The sequence below is a fragment of the Streptomyces sp. NPDC058469 genome, assembly GCF_042721125.1.
In the GTDB taxonomy this organism is placed as follows: Bacteria; Actinomycetota; Actinomycetes; order Streptomycetales; family Streptomycetaceae; genus Streptomyces.
Genome location: NZ_JBHXME010000108.1, coordinates 1 through 15,834 on the forward strand (window position 1 = coordinate 1; position 15,834 = coordinate 15,834).

The 15,834-nt window shown below is 70.0% G+C and carries 16 protein-coding genes; 6 read left to right on the forward strand and 10 right to left on the reverse strand.

The genetic code is table 11. The features are described 5' to 3' along the window. Positions 1-41: 41 nt before the first annotated feature. The 5 genes from ACFWP5_RS34915 to argC are packed head-to-tail and all read right to left on the reverse strand — an operon-like array spanning position 42 to position 4,935. Positions 42-581 (reverse strand): arginine repressor, encoded by a 540-nt coding sequence (locus tag ACFWP5_RS34915; protein ID WP_019059868.1) that lies wholly within the window; start codon positions 579-581, stop codon positions 42-44. 19 nt (positions 582-600) lie between these two features. After that, positions 601-1,788: an acetylornithine transaminase gene (locus ACFWP5_RS34920; protein ID WP_384165939.1), complete on the reverse strand. Its 1,188-nt coding sequence runs from the start codon at positions 1,786-1,788 to the stop codon at positions 601-603. After that, entirely contained in the window at positions 1,785-2,744 is a 960-nt protein-coding gene (gene argB, locus ACFWP5_RS34925; RefSeq protein WP_384165942.1) for an acetylglutamate kinase, read from the reverse strand. Before argB ends, ACFWP5_RS34920 begins: the two co-directional genes overlap by 4 nt. Further along, on the reverse strand, positions 2,741-3,910 hold the full coding sequence (gene argJ, locus ACFWP5_RS34930; protein ID WP_384165945.1) for a bifunctional glutamate N-acetyltransferase/amino-acid acetyltransferase ArgJ: 1,170 nt from the start codon (positions 3,908-3,910) through the stop codon (positions 2,741-2,743). The genes argB and argJ overlap by 4 nt, the downstream gene beginning before the upstream one ends. After that, positions 3,907-4,935: an N-acetyl-gamma-glutamyl-phosphate reductase gene (gene argC, locus ACFWP5_RS34935; RefSeq protein WP_384165948.1), complete on the reverse strand. Its 1,029-nt coding sequence runs from the start codon at positions 4,933-4,935 to the stop codon at positions 3,907-3,909. The genes argJ and argC overlap by 4 nt, the downstream gene beginning before the upstream one ends. A gap of 115 nt (positions 4,936-5,050) precedes the next feature. Here argC and ACFWP5_RS34940 point away from each other — a divergent pair, with 115 nt between their 5' ends. Then, positions 5,051-5,788, forward strand: a complete 738-nt coding sequence (locus tag ACFWP5_RS34940; RefSeq protein ID WP_384165951.1) for a VOC family protein — start codon at positions 5,051-5,053, stop codon at positions 5,786-5,788. Positions 5,789-5,883: 95 nt separating this feature from the next. On the opposite strand, the gene ACFWP5_RS34945 is transcribed toward ACFWP5_RS34940, so the two are convergent. Beyond that, positions 5,884-6,708 (reverse strand): hypothetical protein, encoded by an 825-nt coding sequence (locus ACFWP5_RS34945; protein ID WP_384165954.1) that lies wholly within the window; start codon positions 6,706-6,708, stop codon positions 5,884-5,886. 184 nt (positions 6,709-6,892) lie between these two features. Between ACFWP5_RS34945 and ACFWP5_RS34950 the strand changes: the two genes are divergently transcribed. Together ACFWP5_RS34950 and ACFWP5_RS34955 are read left to right on the forward strand one after the other, a co-directional pair. Then, the gene (locus ACFWP5_RS34950) at positions 6,893-7,327 is read left to right on the forward strand and encodes a MerR family transcriptional regulator (RefSeq protein WP_384165957.1); all 435 of its coding nucleotides are present in this window, start codon (positions 6,893-6,895) and stop codon (positions 7,325-7,327) included. Next, positions 7,324-7,764, forward strand: a complete 441-nt coding sequence (locus ACFWP5_RS34955) for a carboxymuconolactone decarboxylase family protein (protein ID WP_384165960.1) — start codon at positions 7,324-7,326, stop codon at positions 7,762-7,764. The genes ACFWP5_RS34950 and ACFWP5_RS34955 overlap by 4 nt, the downstream gene beginning before the upstream one ends. A gap of 19 nt (positions 7,765-7,783) precedes the next feature. Here ACFWP5_RS34955 and ACFWP5_RS34960 read toward each other — a convergent pair whose 3' ends face one another. After that, the gene (locus tag ACFWP5_RS34960) at positions 7,784-10,270 is read right to left on the reverse strand and encodes an alpha-L-arabinofuranosidase C-terminal domain-containing protein (RefSeq protein WP_384165963.1); all 2,487 of its coding nucleotides are present in this window, start codon (positions 10,268-10,270) and stop codon (positions 7,784-7,786) included. Between the two features lie 416 nt (positions 10,271-10,686). On the opposite strand from ACFWP5_RS34960, the gene ACFWP5_RS34965 reads away from it, so the two are divergent. Then, entirely contained in the window at positions 10,687-11,130 is a 444-nt protein-coding gene (locus ACFWP5_RS34965) for a DUF6314 family protein (RefSeq protein ID WP_384165966.1), read from the forward strand. A 373-nt stretch (positions 11,131-11,503) separates the two neighbouring features. On the opposite strand, the gene ACFWP5_RS34970 is transcribed toward ACFWP5_RS34965, so the two are convergent. Together ACFWP5_RS34970 and ACFWP5_RS34975 are read right to left on the reverse strand one after the other, a co-directional pair. Further along, positions 11,504-12,097 (reverse strand): histidine phosphatase family protein, encoded by a 594-nt coding sequence (locus tag ACFWP5_RS34970; RefSeq protein ID WP_384165969.1) that lies wholly within the window; start codon positions 12,095-12,097, stop codon positions 11,504-11,506. 104 nt (positions 12,098-12,201) lie between these two features. Continuing rightward, entirely contained in the window at positions 12,202-12,639 is a 438-nt protein-coding gene (locus ACFWP5_RS34975; protein ID WP_384165973.1) for a GNAT family N-acetyltransferase, read from the reverse strand. Positions 12,640-12,730: 91 nt separating this feature from the next. Between ACFWP5_RS34975 and ACFWP5_RS34980 the strand changes: the two genes are divergently transcribed. Next, positions 12,731-13,357 (forward strand): DUF6461 domain-containing protein, encoded by a 627-nt coding sequence (locus ACFWP5_RS34980; RefSeq protein WP_384165976.1) that lies wholly within the window; start codon positions 12,731-12,733, stop codon positions 13,355-13,357. Here the strand turns inward: ACFWP5_RS34980 and ACFWP5_RS34985 are convergent. Beyond that, complete coding sequence (locus tag ACFWP5_RS34985) at positions 13,354-14,817, reverse strand: PLP-dependent aminotransferase family protein (RefSeq protein ID WP_384165979.1); 1,464 nt, start codon at positions 14,815-14,817, stop codon at positions 13,354-13,356. The two genes, ACFWP5_RS34980 and ACFWP5_RS34985, sit on opposite strands and share 4 nt — an antisense overlap. Here ACFWP5_RS34985 and ACFWP5_RS34990 point away from each other — a divergent pair. Then, a complete protein-coding gene (locus ACFWP5_RS34990; RefSeq protein WP_384165982.1) occupies positions 14,816-15,757 on the forward strand; it encodes a DMT family transporter in 942 nt (313 codons plus the stop codon). The two genes, ACFWP5_RS34985 and ACFWP5_RS34990, sit on opposite strands and share 2 nt — an antisense overlap. Positions 15,758-15,834 lie beyond the last annotated feature (77 nt).

Here is a 15,834-nt window from a genome sequence, read left to right on the forward strand (position 1 = left end):
GAAGTCCGGTGCACCCCCGACTCGTTGCCTGTACGAGTACGTCAGTGGTCGTTCTGCGCCAGCCGCAGCAGATGGTCCGCGAGGGCCTGCCCGCCGAGCGGGTCGCGGCTGATCAGCAGGAGCGTGTCGTCGCCGGCGATGGTGCCGAGGATGTCCTGGAGTTCGGCCTGGTCGATCGCCGAGGCGAGGAACTGGGCGGCGCCCGGCGGGGTGCGCAGGACCACGAGGTTGGCGGAGGCCTCCGCGGAGATCAGCAGCTCGGACGAGAGCCGCCGCATCCGCTCCTCCTTCGCCGACTCCCCCAACGGCACGCGCGGGGTGCGGAAACCGCCCTCGCTCGGTACCGCGTAGATGAGGTCGCCGTCGTTGTTGCGGATCTTCACCGCGTTCAGCTCGTCCAGGTCCCGGGAGAGCGTCGCCTGGGTGACGCTCAGCCCGTCGTCGGACAGCAGCTTCGCCAACTGGCTCTGGGAACGCACCGGTTGCCGGTTGAGGATGTCCACGATCCGGCGGTGGCGGGCGGTGCGGGTCTGCGGCACGGCCGGCCCCGCTGTGTGCTCGTGCTCCTGCGCCTGACTCATCGTCGACTCATTCTCCGGATCATCCGTCCCCCTTGGCCACGTCCAGGACACCGGGCAGCGCCCGGAGGAACGCGTCCGCCTCGTCGTCGCCGAGGTTCAGCGGTGGCATCAGCCGTACGACGTCGGGGGCGGGCGCGTTGACCAGGAAGCCGGCGTCCTGAGCCGCCTGTTGCGCCTGGGGCGCGAGCGGCTCGGTGAGCACGATACCCAGGAGGAGCCCCGCGCCCCGGACATGGCCGACCAACGGGTGGCCCAGTGACTCGATTCCGTCGCGGATCCTCTCGCTCTGCCGCTTCACGTTCTCCAGCAGGCCCTCGGCCTCGATGGTGTCGAGTACGGCGAGTCCGGCGGCGCAGGCGACCGGATTGCCGCCGAACGTCGTGCCGTGCTGGCCCGGCTGGAGCAGCTCGGCCGCGCGCCCGAAGGCGACGGTGGCGCCGAGCGGCAGCCCGCCGCCGAGCCCCTTCGCGAGGGTGACGACATCGGGCAGGACGCCTTCGTGGGCCTGGAACTCGAACCAGTGGCCGGTACGGCCGACTCCGGTCTGCACCTCGTCCAGGACCAGCAGCGCGCCGTGCGCGGCGGTGATCGCACGGGCCGCCTTCAGGTATCCGGCGGGCGGTACGACCACCCCGCTCTCGCCCTGGATCGGCTCGATGATGACGAGCGCGGTGTCCTCGGTGACGGCGGCGGCCAGCGCCTGCGCGTCGCCGTAGGGCACGTGCGTGACATCGCCGGGCAGCGGCAGGAACGGCTCCTGCTTGGCGGGCTGGCCGGTGAGGGCGAGGGAGCCCATCGTCCGGCCGTGGAAGCCGCCTTGCGTGGCGACCATGTGCTGACGGCCCGTCAACCGGCCGATCTTGAAGGCGCCCTCGTTGGCCTCGGCGCCCGAGTTGCAGAAGAACACCTTGCCGTCCCGGCCGAAGCGCTCAAGGAGCCGTTCGGCAAGCGTGACGGGCGGTTCGGCGATGAAGAGGTTGGAGACATGGCCGAGTTCGGCGATCTGCTTGCTGACGGCTTCCACGATCGCCGGGTGGGCGTGCCCGAGCGCGTTGACCGCGATACCGCCGACGAAGTCGATGTACTCGTTGCCGTCGGCGTCCCAGAGCTTGGCGCCCGCGCCGCGGACGAGGGAGAGCTTCGGGGTGCCGTAGTTGTTCATGAGCGACCCCTGCCACCGCTGGGTCAGCTCCTCATTCGCGGTCATACGGCATCCCCCTGCTTCTTGCCGGACTTCTTGGCGGACTTCTTCTTGGCGGACTTCGAGTCGGGCAGCTCGTCCGGCACGACCATCGTGCCGATGCCCTCGTCGGTGAAGATCTCCAGCAGGATCGAGTGCTGGACCCGGCCGTCGATGACCCGGGCGGTGGTCACGCCGTTGCGCACGGCGTGCAGACAGCCCTCCATCTTCGGCACCATCCCGGAGCTCAACTCCGGGAGCAGCTTCTCCAGTTGGGTGGCGGTGAGGCGGCTGATCACCTCGTCGCTGTGCGGCCAGTCCTCGTAGAGACCCTCGACGTCCGTGAGGACCATGAGAGTCTCGGCGCCCAGCGCAGCAGCGAGTGCCGCAGCCGCCGTATCAGCATTGACGTTGTAGACATGTCCGTCGTCCTCGCTCCTGGCGATCGACGAGACGACCGGGATACGGCCGTCGGCGAGCAGGGCCTCGATCGCGCCCGTGTCGATCGCGGTGATCTCACCCACCCGCCCGATGTCGACCAACTCCCCGTCGATCTCGGGCAGATGCTTGGTGGCGGTGATGGTGTGCGCGTCCTCGCCGGTCAACCCGACGGCGAGCGGCCCGTGTTGGTTGAGCAGTCCGACCAACTCGCGCTGGACCTGCCCCGCGAGCACCATCCGTACGACGTCCATGGCGTCCTCGGTGGTGACGCGCAGGCCGGCCTTGAACTCGCTGACGATGCCGTGCCGGTCGAGGGCGGCGCTGATCTGCGGGCCGCCGCCGTGCACGACGACGGGCTTGAGGCCCGCGTGGTGCAGGAACACGACGTCCTGGGCGAACGCGGCCTTCAGGTCCTCGTCGATCATGGCGTTGCCGCCGAACTTGATGACGACGGTCTTGCCGTTGTGCCGGGTCAGCCAGGGCAGCGCCTCGATGAGGATCTGCGCCTTGGGCAGCGCGGTGTGCTTGCGCGTAGCGCTCATGACGAGTACGCGCTGTTCTCGTGGACGTAGTCGGCGGTGAGGTCGTTCGTCCAGATCGTCGCGGTCTCGGACCCGGCGGCAAGGTCGGCGACGATGTGCACCTCGCGGTAGCGCATGTCGACCTTCTCCCGGTCCTCGCCCACGCCACCGTTCTTGCAGACCCAGACGCCGTTGATCGCGACGTTGAGCCGGTCCGGCTCGAAGGCGGCCCGCGTCGTGCCGATCGCGGACAACACCCGTCCCCAGTTGGGGTCTTCGCCGTGGATCGCGCACTTGAGGAGGTTGTTGCGGGCGATGGAACGGCCCACCTCGACGGCGTCGTCCTCGCTCGCGGCGTTGACGACCTCGACCTTGATGTCCTTGCTGGCGCCCTCGGCGTCGCGGATGAGCTGCTGGCCGAGGTCGTCGCAGACGGCTCGGACGGCTTCGGCGAACTCCGTGTATTCCGGGGTGACTTGGGAGGCACCGGAGGCGAGCAGCAGCACGGTGTCGTTGGTGGACATGCAGCCGTCGGAGTCGACCCGGTCGAAGGTGGTGCGCGTGGCGGCCCGAAGTGCCGTGTCCAGTACGTCACTTTCGACGTCGGCGTCGGTGGTGAGGACGACGAGCATGGTGGCGAGGCCGGGAGCGAGCATGCCGGCGCCCTTGGCCATCCCGCCGACGGTCCAACCACCCTTGCCGTCCGTGCCGCCCTTCGTCACCACAGCGGTCTTGTGGACGGAGTCGGTGGTCTTGATGGCGATGGCGGCCTTCTCGCCCCCGTGCGGGGAGAGTTGACCGGCGGCGGTCTCAACTCCCGTGAGCAGCTTGTCCATCGGGAGCAGGAGTCCGATGAGCCCGGTGGAGGCGACGGCGACCTCGGCGGCGTTGAGCCCGAGTGTGTCCGCGACCTTCTCGGCGGTGGCGTGGGTGTCCTGGAAGCCCTTCGGCCCCGTACAGGCGTTGGCGCCACCGGAGTTGAGGACGACGGCGGAGACCTTGCCGCCCTTCAGCACCTGCTCGGACCAGAGCACCGGCGCGGCTTTGACGCGGTTGGAGGTGAAGACGCCCGCGGCGGCGAGGCGGGGCCCGTCGTTGACCACGAGGGCCAGGTCCGGGTTGCCGTTCTCCTTGATCCCGGCGGCGATGCCCGCGGCCGTGAATCCCTGTGCTGCCGTCACACTCACGGCGCGACTCCGATCGTCGTCAGCCCGGTGGACTCGTCGAGCCCGAGGGCGAGGTTCATGCTCTGTACGGCACCGCCCGCGGTGCCCTTGGTCAGATTGTCGATGGCGCTGATCGCGATGATGCGTCCCGCGGCCTCGTCGTACGCGACCTGCACCTGAACGGCGTTGGAACCGTAGACGGACGCCGTCGCCGGCCACTGCCCCTCGGGGAGCAGATACACGAAGGGCTCCTCGGCGAAGGCCTTCTCGTAGGCGGCGCGCACGGACTCCCCGGTAACCCCTTCACGCGCTTTGGCACTGCACGTGGCGAGGATGCCGCGGGCCATCGGCGCGAGGGTCGGGGTGAAGGACACGGTGACGGGCTCACCGGCGGCCGCACCGAGATTCTGGATGATCTCGGGGGTGTGCCGGTGACCGCCGCCGACGCCGTACGGCGACATGGAGCCCATGACCTCGCTGCCGAGCAGGTGCGCCTTGGGGGCCTTGCCGGCGCCAGAGGTGCCGGAGGCGGCGACGATCACGGCCTCGTTCTCGGCGAGCCCGGCGGCGTACGCCGGGAAGAGCGCGAGGGAGGCGGCCGTCGGATAGCAACCGGGCACAGCGATGCGCTTGGACCCCTCCAACGCGGCGCGGGCGCCAGGGAGTTCGGGAAGGCCGTAGGGCCAGGTGCCGGCGTGCGAGGAGCCGTAGAAGCGCTCCCAGTCGGCCGCGTCCTTCAGCCGGAAGTCGGCGCCCATGTCGACGACGAGGACGTCCGGGCCGAGCCGCTCGGCGACGGCGGCGGACTGCCCGTGCGGCAGCGCGAGGAAGACGACGTCGTGTCCGGCGAGGACTTCCGGGGTGGTTTCCTGGAGGACTCGACCGGCGAGCGGCAGCAGATGCGGTTGCAGCGCGCCGAGTTTCTGCCCGGCGTTGGAGTTGCCGGTCAGGGCACCGATCTCGACCTCGGGGTGCGCCAGGAGCAGACGCAGCAGTTCCCCGCCCGCGTATCCACTCGCTCCGGCCACTGCCGCACGTACCGCCATGGAACCCTCCTCTTCGATGGCATGACTATACGTTTCGCTGCACGTTTATGCAATCTGGGTGAGTGGGTATGCACACAGGCCGGCTGTCGCGGAGCGGGTACATAGGATCACCGGCATGACACTGCGACCTGTCCTGGTGAACATAAAGGCCCTTGACGAGTCGGCGGTCGGCCGTTTCTGGGCGGAGGCGCTCGGCTGGCGTGTCGTCGGCGAGGAACCCGGAGGGACCTACGTCAAACCCGACGGTTTCGATTGGCTTGACCCGGTCGGCGTGGGCATCGACGTCATCGCCGTCCCGGAACCGAAGACGACGACGAAGAACCGTGTGCACCTCGATCTCGCCACCACCTCGGCGGCCCATCAGGCGGAGTTGGTCGCGCGCCTCAAGGATCTCGGCGCGACGCCCGCCGACGTGGGCCAGGGCGATGTGCCGTGGACGGTCCTCGCCGACCCCGAGGGCAACGAGTTCTGCGTGCTGGAGCCCCGGGAGGCCCACCGGGACACCGGGCCGATCGCCGCGGTGATCGTCGACTGCGCGGATCCGCGGGCCATGGCCCGGTTCTGGGGCGAGGCGATCGACTGGACCCTGCAGGAGGTGACCGACGATCATGCGGTGTTCCGCTCCGCCAAGGGAGTCGGCCCGTATCTCGAGTTCCTCCGCACCGGTGTGAAGACCGTGCCGGACCGCGTCCATGTCGACCTGCTGCGGTACCCCAGCGACGACCAGGAGGCGGAGGTGGCCCGGCTGCGGGCCCTCGGCGCCACCGACCTCGACGTCGGCCAGGGCGACGTCCCCTGGAAGTGCCTGTCCGACCCGGAGGGCCACGAGTTCTGCGTCCTCGCCCGGTCCTGACACGGATCTTGACGACAACCCGACACGTGCGCTCTACGTGCTCATGCGGCATGGCCCGCCGGGGGGCTGCGGGTGGGTGGGCTACGGCGTCCCGGTCAGTGTCGCTCGGCGAGTACGGCTTCGAGGCGGGCGAGGTGGCGGGCCTCGGCCTCTTTGCGGACCGCGGCGAAACGGCGGTCGACGATCAGTACGGGGATCACCCAGAGGTAGCCCCACGCACTGAAGGAGTCCACGACTCCCGTCTGCCGCAGCGTCGTGTTGGTGACGAAGCACAGGATGGCGCTGACCGCCCACGCGGCCGTCCGATGCCGGCCGAGGAGGCGCATCGGCGCGTTCCACGGACCGGACAGCGCCTCCAGCGTCGCGGCGCGCACGGTGGCGTCACGGTCGACGGTATCGGCGTGCCGCATGCTCGCGCCGTCCCCCTGCCGGAGGTCCTCGGCCAGGGCGCGGGCCTGGGCCTCGGTGTCACGGCCCGAGAGCGCACCGGCCACCGCCCTCATCCTGATGTCCTCCCAGTAACCGCGTCGGGCCCAGCGCTCGACGGCGGCGAGCTGTCCGGCCTCGGCGGACTCCGGTGCCAGTTCCTTCAGCCGCCGGGAGAGAACGGGGGCACGCGCGGCACGGCCGGGGTACTCGAACGCGTCGGCACGCAGGCACAGTTCGGCGTAACCGGCGAGGAGCCCCAGATGGTCGCCGTCAAGCGCGAGTCCCGCCCGGAACGCCTCCTCCGCGCGATCGTCGTGGTCGTCGTCGTCCTCGGCGGCATGCCCGAGGGCCAGCCAGCAGTAGAGATCGGCCTGCGGCCCGAGCTCGTCCAGCCCCTCCTGCGCGGCGCGCCTGACGGCCGCGTTCCCTCCGGCCAGGAACAGCTGCTCGCAGCGGTCCTGGTACACGTCGATCGTGGTCGCCCGGCTCATGTGGAATCCCCCTCGCCAACCCCCTCCCCGGGGGCCGGACAAGTGTGCGGGTTGGGTAATTCCCAGGTCAAGCGTGATCCAGAGGTTCGGATACAGATCCCGCGCCCGCTGTAGCGGGGCAAGTACGCGGTAATCCCCGGACGGGCTTGACCTGGAGCGCGCTCCAGGTTTTACCGTTGTGTTCATGAGCAGCGGACAGCCCCTGAAGCCCCTCTCCCGGGACCGGGAACCGACCCTGACCATCGCCCAGGTCGCCGAGCGCACCGGCCTCTCGCACGACACCCTGCGCTACTACGAGAAGGCCGGCCTCATCGAACGGGTCGGAAGGACCACCGGCAACCAACGGCGGTACCAGGCGGCGGACTTGGCCTGGCTGGAGTTTCTGCTCCGGTTGCGCGAGACGGGTATGTCGATCGCCGACATGCAGAGGTTCGCCGCGCTGCGGACGGCGGGGGTCGTCACGGTCGCCGACCGGCTGGCGATGCTCCGTGAGCACCGTGCCGAACTGGCCGCCCGGATCAGGGCGTTGCGCCGTAACGCGTCCGCGCTGGACGACAAGATCGACCACTACGAACAGCTGCTCCTCGATGAGCAGCAGGGATCGGATGAGCTGACATGAGCGCGAGCACCACCCGTGAAGAGCGTTTCGCCCACGGCCTGGAGGTCCTGAAGCGGGTCGACGGCGAGGCCGGACAGCGGGTCGTCGACTCGCTCGCCGACGTCAACCCCGAACTGGGTCACCAGGTCGTCGCCTGGGCCTTCGGCGAGATCTACGACCGTCCCGGACTCGCCCCGCGCGACCGCCAGTTGGTGACGCTGGGCATGCTCACCGCGCTCGGCGGCTGCGAGGCGCAGCTCGATGTGCACGTGAACGCGGCGCTGAACGTGGGCCTCACGCCCGAGGAGATCATCGAAGCCCTGACGCACTCCGCCGTGTACTGCGGCATCCCCAAGGCGCTGAACGCCACCTTCGCCGCGAAGAAGGTCTTCGCCGAGCGTGGACTGCTGCCGCTGGGACAGCAGCCCACGCCGGGTACCGACACCACCTCCGCCTGACCCTCGGCTCGAAACGAAGCTACTTCCGCTTGATCCTCAGGAACGTCACCGAGTTCGCCGGGAAGGTGTAACTGAACTTGTCGGCAACGCCCTTGAAGGTGGACACGACCGGTGCGACCGCGGTCGCCGTCTCGCTGTTCACCGCGTCGGGTGCGGCGGCGAGCGTGGTCGCCTTCGCCCTGGACGCGACCTTGGCGCCGCCCAGGTCGATCGCCGTACGGGCCGCCGAGGACTGGTCGTTGACGACCTTGACGATCAGGTCACCGGTCTTCGCGTCCTTGGTGACGACCTGACGGAACGGCTCGGCCGGCTTGTCGTCGGCGAAGCTGCCCCACTCCTGTCCGTCGAGGTACAGGGTGACCTGACGGCCCCTCACCTTGATGTCGACGTCGTAGGCACGGCCCGTCTCGATGGTCCCCGGCTTGGCGATCAGCGTCGACTTGCCGCCGTCCACGGCCTGTTCGACCGCGGTCTGGGTGTTGTTCCAGCCACCCAGGTTCCACCAGTAGTAGTTGCCGGTGTCCTTGACGCCGAACGCGACCAAGAAGCCTTCTTTTCCGGCCGTCTTGGTGGCCTTCACGTGCAGGTCGTAGTCGTGCCAGGCCGGGTCGCCCGCGGACACCATGGTGTTCTCGGCGGTGGTGTCGGTCTGGACGTACTGCCCGTCCTGGAGGCTCCAACTCCCGCCTCCCGTATGGGTCCACCGGGACGCGTCACCGGAGAAGTCGTCGCTCAGCAGCGCCGTCCCGTCGGCGCCGGTCACCTTCACATCGTCGTACGCCGCGCTCGTCGCCCAGGTCGACAGGCCGACCGCGCCGGAGATCGGGGCGAGCAGTGACGGTGTGCCGGTGGCCGTCGAAGGCACCACGCGGGTACCGACGTTGTTCATGAACAGCTTCTGGACCTCGTAGTCGGCGGAGCCCCAGGAGGCGTGGTTGTTGAACCACACCAGGTCCGGGCGCCACTGGACGTAGTCCTCATTCGCGAACAGAGGAGCGTACGAGGCGAGTTTGACCACGTCCGCGTTGCGTTCGAGGCCGGTCATGTACGCCGCTTCGGCGAGGCCGTTCTTGAACGCGTTGCCGCCGGAGGCGTATTCGCCGAGGAAGACCTTCGGGCCGGTGCGGTCGTAGGAGTCGTAGCGGTTGTTGTTCTGCAGGAACCACTGCGGGCTGTTGTAGTAGTGCTCGTCGACCATGTCGACCTTGGCGTCCGTGTTGAGCTGCCAGGCCGTGTCGAAGGTCGAACCGCTGTCGTCCGGGCCCGCGTTGGAGATCACGGTCATGTACGGGTATTTGGCCTCGATCGCCGTACGGAACTGGGTGAAGCGGGCGAAGAACTCGGTGGGGAGGTTCTCCTCGTTGCCGACCTCGATGTGGGTGAGGTGGAAGGGCTTGGGGTGGCCCATCTCGGCGCGCAGCCTGCCCCACTTCGACGTCACCGGTCCGTTGGCGAACTCGATGAGATCCAGGGTGTCCTGGATGTGCCGCTTGAGCAGCGCGGGGTCGTCGACGGCCTTGTTCTGGCCGCAGCCGGTCACCAGCGCCGGTACGACGGGCAGGGGCATCGCGCCGATGTCCTCGGCGAGGCGGAAGTACTCGTAGTAGCCGAGGCCGTAACTCTGGTTGTAGCCCCAGAAGTTGGAGTTCGTGGCGCGCGTCTCGACCGGCCCGACGGTGCCCTTCCACTGGTACGAGCGCTTGCGCTGGTAATCGGAGGCCGCGCTGTAGTCCTCCATGGAGCCGGTGTTGACCAGGCAGCCACCGGGGAAGCGCACGAAGCCCGGGTGCAGGGCGGCGATCTTCTCGGTGAGGTCCTTGCGCAGGCCGTTCGGCTCGTGCTTGTAGGTGTCGCGGGGGAAGAGGGACACCATGTCGAGGGCGGTCGCGTCGGAGGAGGCGACGGTGAGACGGCCGGTGGTGCTGGTGCGGGTCGCGGTGAACGTCGCCCTGTACTCCGCCCAGCCGTGCTTCCTCACCTTCACCTGGCGTGCGGTCGCCAATGTGCCGCCGGTGTCCTGGAGGCTCACGGCGAGTGTGGTGCCGCTGTCGGCGCGGGCCCACACGGAGAAGTCGTACTTCTGGCCGTCCTCGACGGCGATGCCGGTGTTGTAACCGGCGTTCGTGACGGACGAACCGGCCGCCAGGGAGAGGTAGTTGCGGTTGGTCTCGTTGAGGCGGCCGGCGTCGTTCACGACCTGGGCCGTGCCCGCGACCGTCCAGGCGGTGAGCGGGGTGTACGACTTGTTGTCGTCGGTGGAGTACTCGAAGGACCGGTTCTGCGCGAGCTCGGCGTACAGGCCGCCGTCGGCCGCGCGGTTGATGTCCTCGAAGAAGACGCCGTACATCGTCTTGTCGATCGAGGCGCCCTGCATGCTCGGATCGACGGTGATCGCGTAGTCGGTGACGTCCTCGGCGTGCGCGGGTGCGGGGACGACGGCCGTCGCCAGCAGGAAAGCGCTTGCCCCTAAGGCAAGTCTCAGGCGGGTGCGGCTGGTGCGTGACATGGATACTCCGCGGCTCTTGAAGTTGCCCTGAAGCTGCTCGGAAGCTGCTCTGAGGATGTTCGAAATATCAAACGTCGGTCAATACTTCGAACGGCAAGATAGGGAAGGGGCGTGAGCACGTCAATGGGGCCGGGGTATGGCGGGACGTAGGGTCGAGGGCATGCATGCGCTGTTCCCGTACCTGGCCCTGCTCGGCTTCCTGGCCGCCGTTCTGGGGTTCTTCTCCTGGCCGGCCCGGCGATTCGCCGCCGCGGCACCGCCGGCGGCGCCATGAGCGGCGCTCTGGCCGCGGACGAGGAGGCCCTCCGGGCCACGAGTCACGCGTCGCACCACGAGATCCGGGCCCAGGCTCGACGCAAGACGCCCACCGACTCGCCGGACGGCCGGCGTCGGCGGCGGAGCGGGAAGGGGTGACGATGGGCGAGTTCTGGCCGGTGCCGGATGCGTTGGCGTATCTGTCCGGGAGTTGGCGGGTACGGCGGTCCGTGCGGGACCTGGCGAGCGGGGACGAGGGCGACTTCGCGGGCACGACCGTCTTCAGCGCACTCTCGGAAGGAGGCCTGCTGCACACGGAGTCGGGCACCTTCACGTGGCAGGGCGTGCCCCGCCCCGCCGAGCGGACTCTACGGTTCCTGCCGGGCGGGGTGCCTGGGGTGGCCGACGTGCGCTTCGGCGACGGGCGCCCCTTCCACGACCTGGATCTGACCTCGGGGCACCATGTCGCCGACCATCCCTGCTCGGCGGATCTGTACCGGGGTGAGTTCACGGTATTGGACGCGGACCACTGGCGGACTGTGTGGCGGGTGGGCGGGCCCGCCAAGGATCTGGTGCTGAGTACGGAGTACGTGCGCGTGGGTTGAGTGGTGGCGGATTCGGGCGGTGCCGGGCGGGGTTCGTGGCGACTGCGGGTGCGGGTGCGGGTGCGGGTGCGGGTGCGGGTGGCGAGACTCCTCGAATACGGCTGGTTTCAGGCGGAGTTGATGCCGGGTTTCGCGCGCGTGGGCTGAGTGCAGAGTGCGGCGGCTGGGGCCGTTCCGCGTGCGCACAGGTCTCCGCCGGTGTGGGCCGGGTGTCGGCCAACCTGGCTGGTTCCACGCGGAGTTCGTAGCGACTACGCCCGCCTGGACTCGGCGTCAGCGAACCGGCCCGCTCCACCCGGAGCCCGCACGGAGTGCGCGCGTCCGCGCTGAGTGTCGGCGAACCCTGTCGCCCCTAAGCCGAGTTCACCCCGCCCTACCCCCGCCTGGACTGAACCGCCGCCCCGTCGAACCGCAGATTCCAGCGCCCCGCGTGCCCCGTGACCGTAGTCGTCGACAAGGGCCGTACGTCGATGTTCCAGTAGGTCGACGGGGGTGCCTTGAGGGCGTAGACCAACGCGGCCCGGATGACGGAGGGTTCGGCCACGGCGACTATGCGGCCGCCGTCGTCGTCGGGGCGGGTGTCCAGCCAGCCGCCCACGCGGGAGATGAAGGACAGCAGGGACTCGCCGCCGTGCGGGGTGGAGCGTGGGTCGGCCAGCCAGTCGTCCACCAGGGACGGTTCGCGGGCCATCGCCTCGCCGAGGGTCAGGCCGCGCCAGCGGCCCATGTCGCAGTCCCGCAGGGCGAGTTGCACCAGTGGGGTGTAACCGAGGCCGTCGCCCGTGGTCCGGCTGCGCGGGGTCGGTGAGCAGTAGCGCAGCTCCGCCGCCGCCAGCGGCAGCAGGACCGGGGCGGCGCGCTGCACCTCGTCCCAGCCCGCCTGGTCAAGCGGGCGGTCGTCCTCGAAGCGCTCCGCGAGCAGCGGGGAGCTGCGCGCGGCGGCGACGAACGTGACCCGAAGTTGCATGCGGCGATCGTGATCCCGCCGAAGTACGCAGGTCAAGGGGTGCCGGATGAGAGTTACCCAGGGTGGGCGAAACCTTACTTCGAGGTCAGGACCAGGCGGACAACTCACTCGAAAGCGAGGGCCATCCACCGGTCGGGCCGCTCCAGCGGCTTGAACCCGAGCTTCTCGTACACCCCGTGGGCGTCGTGCGTGGCAAGCAGGATCCGGCGCAGTCCGAACGGCCGCAACTCCTCGCGTACGGCGCCGACGAACGCCGTACCGATGCCCTTGCCGCGCGCCGACGGGTCCACGTACACGTCGCACAGCCACGCGAACACGGCCTGGTCGGTGACCACGCGCGCGTACGCCACCTGCTCCCCCGAAGCCGTGTCGTACACCCCGAAGTTCAGCGAGGACGCGACCGCGCGCTCGTGCTTCTCACGAGGCCGGCCCATCGCCCAGTAGGCGTCGGTGGACAGCCAGCGGTACGTGCGGTCGATGTCGACGCGGGCGGGGTCGGCGGAGAACTCATAGCCGTCGGGGAGGCTCGGGATGTCGCTCATGGCGGGAGAATTGCAGGTCAGGGAGTGAGGTGTCGAGCGGTTTTGCCCGATGGTCCGGGCGTTGTCAGTGGCGGGTGGCAGGCTTTGGACCATGACACGGATGACCGCCGCCGACGACTACACATGGCTCCACGCGAAGCATGCCCCGCTCATGCACGCCTACTGCGTCACGCTGGTCCGGGCGATCACACCGGACCGGCTGCTCCACGAGTTGGGGGCGGAGTCGGATATACGGGTCACCGGTGTCGAGGCTTTGCACGAGCCGTCGTACGACTCCTGGGACGAGCACTACGGGGACCCGCTGTTCGTCGGTGTCGCCGCGGTCGGCGACTGGTCGCTGATGGTCGAGCACAACGGCTATCTGGGTGTGACCTGCGAGGCCATGCTCCCGGTCTCACGCGGGCGCACGGTGGTCTCCCACTTCCGCAATGTGAACGCGGTGGACCACTTCTACTGGTTCGAGGACGGGGAGATACGGCTGCACTTCGAGCCGCTCTTCGCCTACGCCCGAGACGGCAGCCACGCGGACGAACCCGAACTCCTCGCCGAGATGAGGGAGTCGGGCTTCGACCTGAGGGAGGACAAGGATCGGAGCTACGGCCTGCACAGCGAGGCCGCCTTCGCGCTCGCCCATCGCCTCACGGGCGTCCATCTGACGCCGGAGCTGTTCGCGTCCCTGGAGTTCACCGGCGCCCTGGTGCCGGTGCCTCCGGGTTAGAGCACCTCGTCGTAGGCCGCCCGGAGCCGCCGTACGCCCTCCACGATCTCGCCCGTCCCCGCGACCGCCGCGAAGCTCAACCGGATGTGGGCGGCCGGGGGTTCGGCGCTGAAGTAGGGCCGGCCGGGGGTGATGGAGACGCCTGTGCGGAGGGCCGCGATCGTCAGGGACTGCTCTCCCGCAGAGCCGAAAGCCTGGGAGGTGCCCCCGGTGCCGTCGGGGAGGCGGAGCCAGAGGTGGTAGCCGCCGGAGGGGATGTGCGGGAGGGAGAAGGAGGGGAGTTCGAGGCGCAGGGCGGTTGTCATCGTGTCGCGGCGGGTCTTCAACTCGGTTGAGACGGCGCGGAGATGGCGTGGCCAGGCCGGGGAGCCGACGAGTTCGAGGGCCGCTTCCTGGAGCGGTCGGGGGACGAAGAAGGTGTCGACGACCTGGATGGCGCGCAGGCGTTCCAGTACCGGGCCGTGCGCGGCGAGTGCGCTGACCCGGAAGCTGGGCGAGGTCGCCTTGGTGAGCGAGCCGACGTGGACGACGACTCCGTCGGGGTCGTCGGCGGCCAGCGGGCGCGGCAGCGGGCCCGCGTCCTCGTGCACCAGCCGCCGTACGAAGTCGTCCTCGATGACGAAGGCGCCCGCGTCGCGGGCGATGCGCAGGACCTCCGGGCGGCGGGCGGGGGCGAGGACCGCGCCGGTCGGGTTCTGGAACAGGGGCTGGCAGACGAAGACCCGGGCGCCGGTCGCGCGGAACGCGTCGGCGAGCAGGGACGGTTTGACGCCGTCCGCGTCCACGGGTACCGGGACCGGGCGCAGGCCCGCCGCCCTGGCGATCGCCAACATGCCCGGGTAGGTGGGGGATTCGACGAGGACCGGTGCGCCGGGGGGTGCGAGGGCGCGCAGTGCGGTGGTGAGCGCGGTCTGGCCGCCCGCGCTGACCAGGACGTCGGCGGCCGTCACCGCTCCGCCGATGCTGCGCGCGAACCACTCGCGCAGTTCCGGCAGGCCCTCCATCGGCGGCCGACCCCAGGCGCCGGGGCGGCGGCCGGCCCGGGACAGGGCCGCGGCCATCGCGCGCTCGGGCTGCAGGGACGGGTGCAGATAGCCGCCGTTGAACTCGATCACGCCCGGCGGCGGGACGGCCAGCGTGGTCAGGACCGCGGACGCGTCCACCGTGCGCGGGACGAAGTCGGCGGTGCCGTCCGCGCTGAGCGCGACCTCCTGCCAGGAGGTGTCCCCCGCGGCGGCGGTCGCGGGACGGGGCGTCGCCCGGAACGCGCCGGCGCCGGGCCGCGTGACCACCAGTCCCTCGGCGGCCAGCTGCGCGAGGGCGCGCGAGACGGTCACGGGGCTCACCCGGAACCGTTCGACGAGCGCCCGGCTCGACGGCAGCTTTCCACCGGGAGAGTAGCGGTCGAGCTCCTGTCGCAGGTGATTCGCCAGTTCTCCTACGCTGCTACGCTCATGCATGAGAGCACACGATAGCGCTACTGCACCGAGCGCGATAGCGGTCAGCACCAGCCCCGCTCCTGCCGTGCGGGCGCCCGCACTCGGAGTCCGCGCCGGTACCGTCCAGGCCGCGCTCGGTGTGATCGCCTTCTCCCTCACCTTCCCCGCCACCGCCTGGGGGCTGGAGGGCTTCGGCGCCTGGTCGCTGGTGGCCGTGCGCAGCGTCCTCGCCGCGGTCATCGCGGGTGGCTGTCTGCTGGCGCTGCGCGTCCCCGTGCCCGGTCGTCGGCACTGGGGCGGGCTCGCCGTCGTAGCAGCAGGCGTGGTGGTCGGTTTCCCGCTGCTCACCACGCTCGCGCTGGAGACGTCGACCACCGCGCACGCCGCGGTGGTCGTCGGTCTGCTGCCGCTGACGACCGCCGCCCTGTCCGCGCTGCGCACCGGTATCCGCCCCTCGCGCACCTTCTGGACGGCCGCGCTCGCGGGCGCCGGCGCGGTGCTCGCCTTCACGGTCCAGCAGAGTGGCGGCGCCGTGACCACCGCAGACCTGTATCTCCTCGCCGCGCTGCTGGTCTGCGCGGCCGGTTACACCGAGGGCGGCCGGCTGGCCCGGATCATGCCCGGCTGGCAGGTCATCGCCTGGGCGCTGGTCCTGTGCCTGCCGCTGAGCGGGCCCGCCGCCGCGATCGCGCTGTCGTACGACACCCCGCACCTCACCGCGCACAGCGTGGCCGGGCTGCTGTGGGTCGCCGCCGGTTCGCAGTTCGCCGGGCTGGTCGTCTGGTACCGGGGCATGGCGGCCATCGGTGTCCCGAAGGCGAGCCAACTGCAGTTGGCCCAGCCGCTGCTCACGCTGGTCTGGTCGGTACTGCTCCTCGGCGAGCACCTCACCGTGGCCGCCCCGCTGACCGCGGCGGCGGTGCTGGTGTGCATCGCCGTCACGCAGCGGGCCCGGAGCTGAGAGGCGCGCACGTCCCGGTCCCGGCCGGGCGGCCCGCCGTAGACTCGAAGTGTCTCGAAGGTCTCGAAAGGCAGGGA

Bases quoted from the DNA above. Each gene is read 5' to 3' on its own strand.
- ACFWP5_RS34985 (WP_384165979.1), bottom strand. From the start codon at position 14,817: ATGCATGAGCGTAGCAGCGTAGGAGAACTGGCGAATCACCTGCGACAG.
- argC (WP_384165948.1), bottom strand. From the start codon at position 4,935: ATGGCGGTACGTGCGGCAGTGGCCGGAGCGAGTGGATACGCGGGCGGG.
- ACFWP5_RS34920 (WP_384165939.1), bottom strand. From the start codon at position 1,788: ATGACCGCGAATGAGGAGCTGACCCAGCGGTGGCAGGGGTCGCTCATG.
- ACFWP5_RS34915 (WP_019059868.1), bottom strand. From the start codon at position 581: ATGAGTCAGGCGCAGGAGCACGAGCACACAGCGGGGCCGGCCGTGCCG.
- ACFWP5_RS34965 (WP_384165966.1), top strand. From the start codon at position 10,687: ATGGGCGAGTTCTGGCCGGTGCCGGATGCGTTGGCGTATCTGTCCGGG.
- ACFWP5_RS34955 (WP_384165960.1), top strand. From the start codon at position 7,324: ATGAGCGCGAGCACCACCCGTGAAGAGCGTTTCGCCCACGGCCTGGAG.
- ACFWP5_RS34980 (WP_384165976.1), top strand. From the start codon at position 12,731: ATGACACGGATGACCGCCGCCGACGACTACACATGGCTCCACGCGAAG.
- argB (WP_384165942.1), bottom strand. From the start codon at position 2,744: ATGAGCGCTACGCGCAAGCACACCGCGCTGCCCAAGGCGCAGATCCTC.
- ACFWP5_RS34990 (WP_384165982.1), top strand. From the start codon at position 14,816: ATGAGAGCACACGATAGCGCTACTGCACCGAGCGCGATAGCGGTCAGC.
- ACFWP5_RS34970 (WP_384165969.1), bottom strand. From the start codon at position 12,097: ATGCAACTTCGGGTCACGTTCGTCGCCGCCGCGCGCAGCTCCCCGCTG.
- ACFWP5_RS34945 (WP_384165954.1), bottom strand. From the start codon at position 6,708: ATGAGCCGGGCGACCACGATCGACGTGTACCAGGACCGCTGCGAGCAG.
- ACFWP5_RS34950 (WP_384165957.1), top strand. From the start codon at position 6,893: ATGAGCAGCGGACAGCCCCTGAAGCCCCTCTCCCGGGACCGGGAACCG.
- ACFWP5_RS34960 (WP_384165963.1), bottom strand. From the start codon at position 10,270: ATGTCACGCACCAGCCGCACCCGCCTGAGACTTGCCTTAGGGGCAAGC.
- ACFWP5_RS34940 (WP_384165951.1), top strand. From the start codon at position 5,051: ATGACACTGCGACCTGTCCTGGTGAACATAAAGGCCCTTGACGAGTCG.
- ACFWP5_RS34975 (WP_384165973.1), bottom strand. From the start codon at position 12,639: ATGAGCGACATCCCGAGCCTCCCCGACGGCTATGAGTTCTCCGCCGAC.